12 protein-coding genes and 1 tRNA gene are annotated in these 12,471 nt (G+C 45.8%); 9 read left to right on the forward strand and 4 right to left on the reverse strand.

Annotated features, from left to right (window positions below; all coding sequences use genetic code 11):
• Position 1: 1 nt before the first annotated feature.
• The 7 genes from ICN33_RS04390 (at position 2) to priA (ending at position 8,427) form a co-directional block, all read left to right on the forward strand.
• Complete coding sequence (locus tag ICN33_RS04390; protein WP_216194892.1) at positions 2–538, forward strand: F0F1 ATP synthase subunit delta; 537 nt, start codon at positions 2–4, stop codon at positions 536–538.
• Between the two features lie 45 nt (positions 539–583).
• The gene (gene atpA / locus ICN33_RS04395; protein WP_216194894.1) at positions 584–2,125 is read left to right on the forward strand and encodes a F0F1 ATP synthase subunit alpha; all 1,542 of its coding nucleotides are present in this window, start codon (positions 584–586) and stop codon (positions 2,123–2,125) included.
• Between the two features lie 17 nt (positions 2,126–2,142).
• The gene (gene atpG / locus ICN33_RS04400; RefSeq protein WP_216194896.1) at positions 2,143–3,012 is read left to right on the forward strand and encodes a F0F1 ATP synthase subunit gamma; all 870 of its coding nucleotides are present in this window, start codon (positions 2,143–2,145) and stop codon (positions 3,010–3,012) included.
• 55 nt (positions 3,013–3,067) lie between these two features.
• Positions 3,068–4,468 carry a F0F1 ATP synthase subunit beta gene (gene atpD / locus ICN33_RS04405; protein ID WP_071467468.1) on the forward strand — a complete coding sequence of 467 codons (1,401 nt, stop codon included), beginning with the start codon at positions 3,068–3,070 and terminating at the stop codon, positions 4,466–4,468.
• A 21-nt stretch (positions 4,469–4,489) separates the two neighbouring features.
• Positions 4,490–4,906: a F0F1 ATP synthase subunit epsilon gene (locus tag ICN33_RS04410; protein WP_216194898.1), complete on the forward strand. Its 417-nt coding sequence runs from the start codon at positions 4,490–4,492 to the stop codon at positions 4,904–4,906.
• A gap of 9 nt (positions 4,907–4,915) precedes the next feature.
• Positions 4,916–6,034 carry a uroporphyrinogen decarboxylase gene (gene hemE, locus ICN33_RS04415; RefSeq protein WP_216196548.1) on the forward strand — a complete coding sequence of 373 codons (1,119 nt, stop codon included), beginning with the start codon at positions 4,916–4,918 and terminating at the stop codon, positions 6,032–6,034.
• Positions 6,035–6,300: 266 nt separating this feature from the next.
• Positions 6,301–8,427 (forward strand): primosomal protein N', encoded by a 2,127-nt coding sequence (gene priA, locus ICN33_RS04420; RefSeq protein ID WP_216194899.1) that lies wholly within the window; start codon positions 6,301–6,303, stop codon positions 8,425–8,427.
• Positions 8,428–8,431: 4 nt separating this feature from the next.
• Here the strand turns inward: priA and gcvH are convergent, their stop codons facing one another.
• Positions 8,432–8,824: a glycine cleavage system protein GcvH gene (gene gcvH / locus ICN33_RS04425; protein ID WP_216194901.1), complete on the reverse strand. Its 393-nt coding sequence runs from the start codon at positions 8,822–8,824 to the stop codon at positions 8,432–8,434.
• A gap of 81 nt (positions 8,825–8,905) precedes the next feature.
• Between gcvH and ICN33_RS04430 the strand changes: the two genes are divergently transcribed.
• Positions 8,906–9,550 (forward strand): MBL fold metallo-hydrolase, encoded by a 645-nt coding sequence (locus tag ICN33_RS04430; protein ID WP_216859643.1) that lies wholly within the window; start codon positions 8,906–8,908, stop codon positions 9,548–9,550.
• 246 nt (positions 9,551–9,796) lie between these two features.
• Here ICN33_RS04430 and ICN33_RS04435 read toward each other — a convergent pair whose 3' ends face one another.
• Together ICN33_RS04435 and ICN33_RS04440 are read right to left on the reverse strand one after the other, a co-directional pair.
• Positions 9,797–10,939, reverse strand: a complete 1,143-nt coding sequence (locus ICN33_RS04435; protein ID WP_370623220.1) for a fatty acid desaturase — start codon at positions 10,937–10,939, stop codon at positions 9,797–9,799.
• Positions 10,940–11,021: 82 nt separating this feature from the next.
• Positions 11,022–11,097: transfer RNA gene (locus ICN33_RS04440), tRNA-Arg, on the reverse strand.
• Positions 11,098–11,199: 102 nt separating this feature from the next.
• Between ICN33_RS04440 and ICN33_RS04445 the strand changes: the two genes are divergently transcribed.
• Positions 11,200–11,427 (forward strand): hypothetical protein, encoded by a 228-nt coding sequence (locus ICN33_RS04445; RefSeq protein ID WP_255530653.1) that lies wholly within the window; start codon positions 11,200–11,202, stop codon positions 11,425–11,427.
• A gap of 52 nt (positions 11,428–11,479) precedes the next feature.
• On the opposite strand, the gene rsmI is transcribed toward ICN33_RS04445, so the two are convergent.
• Positions 11,480–12,373: a 16S rRNA (cytidine(1402)-2'-O)-methyltransferase gene (gene rsmI, locus ICN33_RS04450; RefSeq protein ID WP_216194903.1), complete on the reverse strand. Its 894-nt coding sequence runs from the start codon at positions 12,371–12,373 to the stop codon at positions 11,480–11,482.
• Between the last annotated feature and the right edge of the window lie 98 nt (positions 12,374–12,471).

Here is a 12,471-nt window from a genome sequence, read left to right on the forward strand (position 1 = left end):
TATGGCTGAATTAGCCACCATTGCCCGTCCTTACGCGGAAGCGCTTTTTCAAAGCGCCAAGCCGGCTGAGCTTGCGGGATGCTTGGAGCAGTTAAATGAATTGGCACAGCTTGCTGCTTTGCCAGAAGTTGCTGCTTTATCAAACAACCCAAAAGTATCCGCCGATGATTTGAGCAAGTTACTTTCTGGCATGGTTAAGACCAAGCTAGATGGCAAGGTTGCCAGCTTTTTGAATCTTGTGAATCAAAACCACCGATTAGCTGCCGTTCCTGAAATTGCTCAACAATTTGAAGCAATGAAGAACAAGAGTGAAGGTGCGGCCGAAGTAAGCATTACCAGCGCATTCCCTTTGGAGGGATCTGCGCTAAATGATTTGTTGTCAAGTTTGAAGAAACGCTTTGGGGGTAAAGAATTGCGCCCAACTATTCAGGTTGACCCAGCATTGATTGGCGGAGTTCGCATTCAAGTTGGTGATGAAGTGATGGATAGTTCAGTTAAGGCACAGTTAGCTCAAATGCAAGCAAGTCTTGGCGCATAAGTTATCCCTATTAAGAACATACGAAATAAGACCCAGGAGTAAGTAATGCAACTCAACCCTTCCGAGATCAGCGAGCTGATCAAAAGCCGAATTAGCGAAATGGGTGTTGACACTCAGTCTCGCAATGAAGGCACTGTAATTTCAGTGACTGACGGTATTTGCCGTGTACATGGCTTATCTGGTGTTATGCAGGGCGAAATGTTGGAGTTTCCGAACAACACCATCGGCCTCGCATTGAACCTTGAGCGCGATTCTGTTGGTGCAGTTGTGTTGGGTGAATACACCCACATTAAAGAAGGCGACCCAGTTAAATGTACTGGCCGCATTTTGGAAGTGCCAGTTGGTCCAGAGTTGCTAGGTCGCGTTGTAAACGCGCTTGGTCAACCGATTGATGGCAAAGGCCCAATCAACACCAAGTTAACTGATTTTATTGAAAAAGTTGCTCCCGGTGTTATCGCGCGTCAATCTGTTAGTCAGCCAGTTCAAACTGGTTTGAAGGCAATTGATGCGATGGTTCCAATCGGCCGCGGTCAGCGCGAGTTGATTATTGGCGATCGTCAAACAGGTAAAACAGCAGTTGCGGTTGACGCGATCATTAACCAAAAAGGTAAAGGCGTTTATTGCGTTTACGTTGCGATTGGTCAAAAAGCTTCCACTATTGCTAACGTTGTTCGTAAGCTCACAGAGCTAGGCGCAATGGAATACACGGTTGTTGTTGCAGCAAGTGCTTCTGAGTCTGCAGCGATGCAATACCTCTCAGCATATGCTGGCTGCACAATGGGTGAATACTTCCGCGACCGCGGTGAAGACGCTCTGATTGTTTACGATGACTTGACCAAGCAAGCGGTTGCTTATCGTCAAATCTCATTGTTGCTCCGCCGCCCACCAGGCCGTGAAGCTTACCCTGGTGACGTGTTCTATCTCCACTCACGCTTGCTCGAGCGAGCTGCTCGTGTAAATGCTGAGTATGTTGAGAAGTTCACCAATGGCGCAGTAAAAGGCAAAACTGGTTCTTTAACTGCCTTGCCAATCATTGAAACTCAAGCCGGTGACGTTTCTGCATTCGTTCCAACCAACGTAATTTCGATTACTGACGGCCAGATCTTCTTGGAAACTGACTTGTTTAATGCTGGTGTACGTCCTGCGATTAACGCTGGTATTTCAGTTTCCCGCGTTGGTGGTGCTGCACAAACCAAAGTAATTAAGAAATTGTCAGGCGGTATTCGTACCGACTTGGCGCAGTATCGTGAATTAGCAGCTTTTGCTCAGTTCGCATCAGACCTTGACGAAGCAACCCGCAAGCAACTTGAGCGCGGTCGTCGTGTTACTGAATTGTGTAAGCAAGCTCAATACAAGCCACTCCAAGTTTGGGAAATGGCCGCTTCACTCTATGCTGTTAATAACGGCTATTTCGATGACCTCGAAGTGAAGAATGTATTGGCATTCGAAAAAGGTTTGCAAGATCATTTGAAATCTAAGTACGCTGACTTAGTTGCGCGTATTGAAGAAACGAAAGATTTGAGCAAAGATGACGAAGCTGCATTGCGCGCCGCCATTGAGGATTACAAGCGTTCTGCCTCTTTCTAAGAGGGCTCGCATAAATCATGGCAAGCACAAAAGAGATACGATCTAAGATCAAGAGCGTGCAAAACACGCGCAAGATCACGAAGGCAATGGAAATGGTCGCCGCATCCAAGATGCGTCGTGCCCAGGAGCGCATGCGTAATGCGCGCCCATATGCTGAAAAAATTCGTGAGATTGTTGCTAACCTTTCCAAAGCTAATCCTGAGTTCCGCCCTGCTTACATGGCAACTCGCGAAGTTAAGAAAGTTGGCACGATTTTGGTTACAACAGATAAAGGCCTGTGCGGTGGTTTAAATACCAACGTACTGCGCTTTATTACTAACCAAGTGCGCGATTTGCAGGAAAAAAATATTGAGATTGTCTATACGGCAATTGGTTCAAAAGGCTTACAGTTTTTGAATCGCTCAAAAGCAAAACTGATTTCTCAAACAATCCAAATTGGTGATACACCCCACATGGATGTTTTGATTGGTGCAATTGTTGCCCAATTAGAAGCGTTTGAGCGTGGCGAGATTGATGCTGTTTATCTGGCATATAACCGCTTTGTTAATGCTATGAAACAAGAGCCTGTTTTAGAAAAGCTTTTGCCTTTGGAGCCTGCAGCATTGGCGCCTGAAGATAAAGTTGGAAATTCTTGGGACTACATCTACGAGCCTGATGCAGAGTCCATTTTGAATGGCTTACTCAAGCGTTATGTTGAGGCAATGATTTATCAGGCAGTTGCTGAAAATATGGCATCTGAGCAATCTGCACGCATGGTCTCAATGAAGGCCGCCTCAGATAACGCGAAGAACGTCATTGGCGAATTGCAATTGGAATACAACAAAACACGACAAGCTGCTATTACTAAAGAGTTGTCAGAGATTGTTGGCGGAGCGGCTGCGGTTTAAGCGGTCAGCGTTTAGGAATACGAAAGAATTCAGGAATTAAAAGCGGAGAAATGCGATGAGTAACGGAAATATCGTGCAGTGTATCGGTCCAGTGGTGGACATTCAGTTCCCACGCGACAAAATGCCAAACATTTATGATGCATTGACATTAGTTGATAGCGGCGAAAAATCATTTGCTGAAAAAGGCTTGACCTTTGAAGTTCAGCAACAAATTGGCGATGGCGTAGTTCGCGCGATTGCCATGGGTGCCAGCGACGGCTTGCGTCGTGGCATGGAAGTGAAATCTACAGGTAAGCCGATTTCTGTTCCAGTGGGCCCAGCAACTTTGGGTCGCATCATGGACGTATTAGGTCGCCCAATCGATGATGCAGGTCCGATTGCAACTGAAGAGCGCCGCGCAATTCACCAGCCAGCTCCAAAGTTTGATGAACTGTCCCCTTCTGTTGACTTGCTCGAAACCGGCATTAAGGTTATTGACTTAGTTTGCCCGTTCGCTAAAGGCGGTAAGGTTGGCTTGTTCGGTGGTGCGGGCGTTGGTAAGACCGTGAACATGATGGAATTGATTAACAACATCGCTAAGCAACACTCAGGTTTGTCAGTGTTCGCTGGTGTTGGTGAGCGTACTCGTGAAGGTAATGACTTCTACCACGAGATGAAAGAATCTAACGTTATCGACAAAGTGGCGATGGTGTTTGGTCAGATGAATGAGCCCCCTGGCAACCGTTTGCGCGTTGCGTTGACTGGCTTGACAATGGCTGAAGCCTTCCGTGACGAAGGTCGTGACATTTTGTTCTTCGTTGACAATATTTATCGTTACACATTGGCCGGTACTGAAGTTTCTGCATTGCTCGGTCGTATGCCTTCTGCTGTGGGTTACCAGCCTACTTTGGCTGAAGAGATGGGTAAATTGCAAGAGCGTATTACCTCTACTAAGACTGGTTCTGTTACATCTATTCAGGCCGTTTACGTTCCTGCGGATGACTTGACCGATCCGTCACCAGCTACCACCTTCTTGCACTTAGACTCCACAGTTGTGTTGTCACGTGATATTGCTGCATTGGGTATTTACCCAGCGGTTGATCCATTGGATTCAACCAGCCGTCAGCTCGACCCACAAGTGGTTGGTCAAGAGCACTATGAAGTTGCTCGTGACGTACAGATGACTTTGCAGCGTTACAAAGAGTTGCGCGACATTATTGCGATTTTGGGCATGGACGAATTGTCACCAGAAGACAAATTGGCTGTGTCACGCGCTCGTAAGATTCAACGTTTCTTGTCCCAGCCTTTCCACGTTGCTGAAGTGTTTACTGGTTCACCAGGCAAATACGTTCCATTGAAAGAAACTATCCGTGGTTTCAAAATGATCTGCAGCGGCGAACTGGATCACTTGCCTGAGCAAGCGTTCTACATGGTGGGTTCTATTGATGAAGCCATCGAGAAAGCCAAGAAGCTCTAATCGAACTCATCTAGGGAAATTATGTCAACCATACGCGTCGATGTAGTAAGTGCTGAGCAGTCTATTTTCAGCGGGGAAGCCAAGTTTGTTGCGCTCCCTGGTGAAAGTGGTGAGCTCGGCATTTTGCGCGGCCACACTCCTTTGATTACACGCATTCGTCCAGGCTCGGTTCGTATTGAAAAAGCCAATGGTGATGAAGAGTTTGTTTTCGTAGCAGGCGGCTATTTAGAGGTTCAACCTGATCGCGTTACCGTATTGGCAGACACTGCAATTCGTGGTCATGATCTTGATGAAGCTAAAGCAACAGAAGCCAAGAAGCGCGCTGAAGAAGCAATGCAAAATCGTGGAACAGACTTTGATATGGCTTTGGCCCAGTCTGAGTTTGCAATGGCGGCTGCACAGTTGGCTGCAATTGCTCGTTTCCGTCGTAAAAAGTAATAGCCGGTCATCTCCTTGTTGTTAAATGATCGGTTTTTAAAGGCCTGCCTGGGCGAAGCGGTTGATCAAACACCGCTTTGGCTCATGCGTCAAGCCGGCCGATATCTCCCCGAATACAACGCCACTCGTGCAAGAGCTGGAAGTTTTTTAGGGCTTGCAAAAAATCCTGCATATGCCACTGAAGTAACTCTTCAACCTTTGGATCGATATCCATTGGATGCAGCCATTTTATTTTCCGATATATTGACCATCCCTGATGCTATGGGTTTGGGTTTGAAATTTACTGCGGGCGAAGGCCCAAGCTTTGATTACCCACTTCGCACTGAAGAGGCGGTAAAAAAATTACGTGTTGCTGATATGGATCAACTGCGATATGTGTTTGATGCCGTCTCAGAAATTCGTAAAGCACTTATTCAAGACGGCAAGCAGCGAGTCCCACTAATCGGTTTCTCGGGAAGCCCGTGGACATTGGCTTGCTACATGATTGATGGGTCAAGTTCGGATGATTTCCGTCATGCCAAAACAATGATGTTTAGCCGCCCAGATTTGCTGCAACATATTTTGGATATTAACGTTCAATCTGTTGCTGCTTATTTAATTGAACAGGTAAAAGCCGGCGCACAAGCGCTGATGATTTTTGACACTTGGGGTGGAATGCTTCCAGACGGCTGGTATCAATCCATGTCTTTGGCAGCGATGCAAAAAGTGATTGCTCTATTACCTCGTGAACATGAAGGTAGAAAAATTCCAGTGATCATGTTTACTAAAGGCGGGGCAATTTGGTTAAATGATATGGCTCAAGCTGGAGCTGATGTGATTGCCATTGACTGGACTATGTCTCTCAGTCGTGCCCGTAAGCAATTGCTTGCCATGAATAAGCCTTTGGCAATGCAAGGCAACTTAGATCCCCTCATTTTGTTCTCAGAACCAAAACAAATTGCTGAGCAAGCAAACCTTCTTCTGGAGGATTTGGCGAGTGCTCCAGCCCTTAAATCCGGCCTGCACCCTCTAGACGGACATGTCTTTAATTTAGGGCACGGGATTTCCCAGTTCACTCCCCCCGAAAGCGTTACGGCTCTGGCGGAAGCGGTCATTACTAGCTCAAGGTCTCTTAGAGCAAAGTCATAATCCTAAGTGATTGCTAACTTGCCATTAAAATTTTTAATGAAAGTTATGCACAGATAGCGACATAATTCGAAATTCAGTAAGATTGCGCTTAAAGGTGAAATTTCACTTTCGTTTACCTTTGTAACTTATTGATTTATAACTAAATTAACTAAAAAGCTTTAAAAGGGTGCAGAAACTAAAAGCTGATAAATTAGCTTATAAATCAAAATCCTCGGATGATATCCACAGACTTATCCACAAGTAAAAATAGAAATTTGAAGTAAATCATGCCTTCTCCAATCGTTGTTCAAGTCGTCGTTGATAAGCCCCTTGCCCAGGGCTTTGACTACTTGTGGGACGAAAAAGATTTGGGGGGCGTGCCGGAGGTGGGGACAATAGTAGAGGTTCCATTTGGACGCAGTTCACTTGTGGGGCTGGTAATTAAAGCAAGCGCTTACTCTGAATATGAGTTAGAAAAATTAAAATGGGTTACTAAGGTTGCACCTCTTCAGCCTTTAGACCCTGCAGTCTTGAGGTTAATGAACTTTGCGAGCCAGTATTACATTCATGCGCTTGGGGAAACCATTATTCCCACCATTCCTCAGATGTGGAAAAAGTCAGAAGACTGGGAAAAGATTCCCAAGAAATTAGCGGTGAATGAAGAAAAGAAAAAGAAAAAAACTCATCTTGAATTGAGCGAGGGATTTATTGATGAAAAGTTTTTGAACGAGGGGCAAAAACTTGCGCTCGATAAATTACGTTTATGTCAAACGAACGAGTTCAAAGCAATACTCTTACAGGGACAAACGGGTAGCGGGAAAACCGCCGTATTTCTGAATTGGTTGAGCGGGATTTTGCAAGATGCCAACGCACAAGCCTTACTTTTAGTTCCTGAAATAAACTTAACGCCACAGTTAGAGCGCAGAGTTCGGGCATATTTTCCTGATAAAAAATTGGTTGTGCTTCACAGTGGAGTGAGTGAAAAAGTCAGGGGCATTGCTTGGTATGAAGCAATGACGGGCAAAGCCCAGATTATTTTAGGGACGCGTTTAGCCGCTTTAACTCCGATACCAAATCTACGCGCCATAGTTGTCGATGAAGAGCATGACCCATCGTATAAGCAGCAAGACGGCATTCGATACTCCGCGCGTGATCTTGCTATTTGGCGCGCTCATGATCTCAAGATACCGATCTTGCTTGCATCTGCTACTCCTTCGCTCGAAACATGGATGGCAGCCAAGGCAGGCCGTTATGAATATATTCGTTTAGATCAACGTGCCCAGGGCGCAAGCTTGCCAAGAGTCCATTTAATCAATACTCGCGATCCACAAACTCAGTTTAGTCCTGGCGATAGTGAGAAGCCAAGGTCAAAAAGTCTGATTACTAAAACTCTTGCTAATGCAGTCAGCCAGAATTTAGAAAATAAAAGGCAAAGCTTAATACTCATTAATCGACGCGGTTACTCACCAGTGCTAAGTTGCGGAGCTTGCTCATGGCTTTCAAGATGCGAGCAATGTAGCTCCTATATGGTGCTGCATAAAGCCGGCGCTCTTGGCAGGAAGTCGGTTTTAAGTTGTCATCATTGCGGTTTGGTTAGAGCAATTCCTAGCCATTGTCCTGATTGTGGAAATGCTGACTTGAAGACATTGGGGCAAGGCACCCAAAAGATCGAAGACTCTATTGAGGAGATGTGGCCCGAAGCAAGAGTCCTGCGGGTCGATACAGACTCAAGCAGAAAAAGTAAGGGCGCCGAAGACCTCTTTCAGGCAATCCACGAAGGCAATGTCGATATTGTTGTTGGGACGCAAATGATTGCCAAGGGACACGATTATCAAAATATTGGCTTAGTTGCGGTCTTGGATGCTGACAGCAGATTGTTCTCACAAGATTTTAGAGCTGCGGAAAGATTATTTGCGCAGCTCGTTCAGGTTGCAGGACGGGCTGGACGCTCGAATAAGGATGGCGAAGCAGGAGGCGCTATTTATATTGAAACCCAATTTCCCGAAGCGGCCGTTTTTCAGTTTTTATTACGCCATGATGTGGATGGTTTTTTAACCTTTACTGCAAATGAAAGAAAAGAGGCGGGCCTTCCCCCTTTTGCATATCAAGCGTTGATACACGCAGAGGCAAAAGTCTTGGATAAGGCAATTCACTTTTTAAATGGCCTAAAAGAATATTTAAAGACCCGGGGCCATATAGCAAATGGACTAAGGGTCTACGATCCAGTTCCAAAAGCGGTCATGCGAGTAGCGGGTTCAGAGCGGGCTCAACTTTTGGTGGAGTCCGAGGACCGTAAAAATCTTCAAGAGATCTTAGAGGTCATGGATCAATATTTGCGAGAAATCTCTCAGGGGCGCATTAGCAAAGAGGGACGCATTCGTTGGTTAATTGAGCGCGACCCCATTGCTATCTAATTTTTTAGGCGCCAGGACCCGAGTTATATTTTTGTAAACTTAAGAGTAGATTTAATTCTGATTTAAGACTCTCGTCAGAAGTTGGCTTGATTTTGAATAGCCAAATGCTATAGGGCTTTTCATTTACGAGTTCGGGAGATGCATCTAATTCTTCGTTGAGCGTAACAATTTCTCCGCTTACTGGTGCATGAATATCACTGGCCGCCTTAACGGACTCTATGACAGCAATAGCTTCGCCTTGTTTTACTTGCTGCCCGATCTTGGGCGCTTGAAAAAACATGACATCACCTAGCGCCTCTTGGGCATGATTGCTAATGCCAACCCATACCAACCCATCATCTTCCTGATCTGCCCATTCATGGGTTTCTGCAAATTTAAATGTAGCTTGGCTATTCATTGTTTTATCCTTTAGGGATATTTTATGCCGACTCCCATAAACTAGCTTTCCTCAAATGATTCATTAATCCGCTTTGTATGTATGCCAATTAAATTAGGAATTGTTCCCGTTACTCCCTACGAGCAAAATTGTTCGATCTTAGTTTGCCAAGAGACCGCCGACGCTGCCGTTATCGATCCCGGCGGTGATATTGAAAAGATCCTCGAGGGCGTTAAGCAGATGGGCGGCAAGGTTAAAAAGATCTTGTTAACCCACGGACACCTTGATCATTGCGCCGCCGCTAAAGATTTAGCTGATCAGTTGGGTGTGCCCATTGAGGGTCCGCAGGAAGATGAGCGTTTTTGGATTGATCAATTACCAGAGCAAACGGTGCGATTTGGTTTTGGGCATGCCAAGGTTTTTGAGCCTGATCGCTGGTTAAATAATGGTGATCATGTTCAAGTAGGCAATGTTGATCTTGAAGTGTTTCATTGCCCAGGCCATACGCCAGGTCACGTTGTATTTTTTGATAAAGAAGATCGTCTAGCAATTGTTGGAGATGTTTTGTTTGCCGGTTCGATTGGTAGAACAGATTTCCCGCGCGGTAATCATGCAGACCTAATCAATGCAATTAAAACGAAATTGTGGCCCTTGGGCGATGACGTGCAATTTGTTCCTGGCCATGGACCAATGTCGACGTTCGGCAGAGAACGAAAAAATAATCCCTACGTTGGGGATGGCACTTAAATTTTTTACTTCAGGTGAAATTAGGTTTTTGCCGAACCGGTACGATGAGTACGGTTGTATAAACAGCTAGCGCAGATCCAGCGTTGCTTTCGATTGCTTGTTGGAATCCATGTGCCACCCTCAAGTCGTTTTTCACGGCTGCAAGAAGAGCAAAATTTTAGGCTCTGGGAGGATTCTTGGGTAGCTGCTGGAGTTGATGTAGTCATGGGCAATCAGGGTAAGGCAAATCTATACAGAAGATCTATTTTACCCGTTTTGTCCCGCCGGAGCTGGGCTGAGCACAACTCGGACTGAATTAGCCGTTTTATTGCCGTCAAAGTCGAGCCAAGCCTTGTTTTCAAAGTCATAGAGCTTGCACTTACGTGCTGTATCGAAATACCAGCTCCAAGAGAATTTTTGCACAAAAATTCGCTCTGGAAGGATGGTTTCCAGGGTTGTTTGGGCCTCTTCCAGACGATAAAGCGGCACGCTCATGTCCACATGGTGGGCGGTGTGCTCCATGATGTGGTGCATCAATTTGCCCCAAATCCAGTTAAAAGTCAGGTGAACCGTTGTTGAAACAAAGGGCTGGGCACGCAACCACTCAGATTTCTTGTCATACCAAGATACCTTTGGATGGGTATGGTGTACGTAGACTACAAAACCAATCATGCCGTTCCAAAACAAGAATGGAACTGCAAATCCAGTGATTAACCCGAGCCAAACAGACTGTCCAGTAGCAATAGCGCCGGCAATGAGGCAGCCGATCCAAATGATTGCAAATGCGGTAACGAGCAAATTGTCTTTTAAGAAGATGGGACGATCGCCAGGTTTATTTTTGGCGTTTGGAAAGTATTCACGTCTCCACCAAATTTCAATGAGATAGTAAAAAACAGGACCCCAGCCACTGCGATAAAGGCGCTCTAAAGCCTTGCGCCATGGGGGAAGCGCGTCATATTCTGATTTTGATAGGGGCGCCCAAACAAAGTCAAAGCCCTTTAGATTGGTTTGACCATGATGTACTACGTTATGACCAACGTCCCACAAGCTATACGGCGTGAGAGATGGCAAGAACGCAATGCGACCCAGCACTTTGTTAAGTTCGCGATTAGGTGTGTAACTTTGATGGCAAGCATCGTGGCCCAAAATAAAGATGCGCCCTGTAACAAAGCCAGCAATAAGGCCAAAAACAAGCTTAAGCAGAACGCTCTCTACAAAGATCGTACCTGCGATGCAAGCTAGCCATAGAAAGGCGTCGATTGCCAGAAGCATGATTGCCCGCCCAGTTTCGCCTTGTGCCATTGGGATTAGCCAGCTTCGAATGATTTTTCGATGCGGTAATGGAGCCTCTGGCGGCAATGGATTGGTTAAGGAGGGCTCTGAAAGGGCTGTATTTAGATGTGTAGACACGATAAGAATCAATAAGTTAGATGCAAATGATAGCGGTTTTCGTGATTTTCCGCATGATGTAAGTCAAAAACCCCTTGAATTTTGGCGCGCCCGGCAGGAATCGAACCTGCGACCCTTGGCTTCGGAGGCCAATACTCTATCCACTGAGCTACGGGCGCTAGTTTAAAGCTAGCTACCCCGCCATTGTAAGTGTCTATAACCTTACTCTCTAGTTATAATCTTGGCAAACAACCCTAAAACCCGTCAAACGATAAATTCTTATGAGCAACGAGCACGGAAGTCTGATTAAGTCCCCAAAACAACTCATCATCATGGTGTTTGCAAGCTTTTTTGTGCCACTAATCATCATTTTGTTGTTAATGGTGTTTGTGAACAATGGCAAGCGCACAGATTCATCAGCCTCTGCAGATCAAATCATTAAGCCGGTAGCTCAGCTTAATTTTAAAGATGCTAGCGAGCCTGCGGCCCCCGCTGTTGCCGCAAAATAAGTCTTCGACCCACGTTTAAAAGCTGGCTGTGTGCCAGCTTTTTTATTTGTATTTACTCACTCTTTGCATCTAAGGCAACTTGGTAAGCCTCTTTTTTGGTGAGACCTAAAGTTTGCGAAAGAACGGCAGCGATTTCTTTGCTGCCTAGATAAGGGCTCAGAGCATTTGCCCACAATATAAGAGATGAATGCTCTGGAGCCTCGTCGCTATTGGATGAGCGCCCTGCTACCACAATAACAAACTCGCCCTTAAGGCTCTCTGCCGTCACAAGCCAATTGGCAACATCTTGCGCTTGAAGCGCTACAAGCTGCTCAAATTTTTTGGTTAACTCACGGCAGACTAGAAGCTGACGATCAGGCTCTAAATTTTTTGCAAGCAACGTAAGTGTTTCTTTTATATGGTGCGGGGACTCAAAAAAGAGGCTCGCTTTTTTACTGCTGGAAATATCCTGCATAAGAGCATCACGCTCTTTGGCTTTATTGGGCCAGAAACCTAAAAATTGAAAGCGCCCTTCTGAGCTATGCATCACAGAGCCTGCTGCCGAGACTGCGCTTGAGACTGCGCTTGCTCCGGGAATGGGGATGACTCTTAAGCCTGCTTTTTGAACCTCATTTACCAGTCTTGCACCGGGGTCTGAGACTCCAGGCGTTCCTGCATCCGAAATGTATGCCCAACGCTCATTGTTAGAAAGATATTGGATAACAGTTTGTGCGCCGGTAATTTCATTGTGTTCATGCAGCGCCAAACATTTTTTATGAATGCCAAATTGCTGGAGTAATGCTGCGCTGTGTCTAGTATCTTCACAGGCAATCCCATCGACCGCATTTAAAACATGTAGGGCGCGCAAGGTAATGTCGCCTAAATTGCCGATGGGCGTAGCAACCATGTAAAGCGCCCCAGCAGGCAAATCCTGCTGTTTTAAAAAATCAAATGAGCTAAGTTCCATAGGGGCTGCCTGAGAAAAGTTGAATAATGACTAAGAGGATACGTTGCTTTTGAGATAAGCTGATTGCTACTGAAATGGGGGCGTCTTTGGCGCATAAT

The sequence above is a fragment of the Polynucleobacter sp. UB-Tiil-W10 genome (genome assembly GCF_018881605.1).
GTDB lineage: Bacteria > Pseudomonadota > Gammaproteobacteria > Burkholderiales > Burkholderiaceae > Polynucleobacter.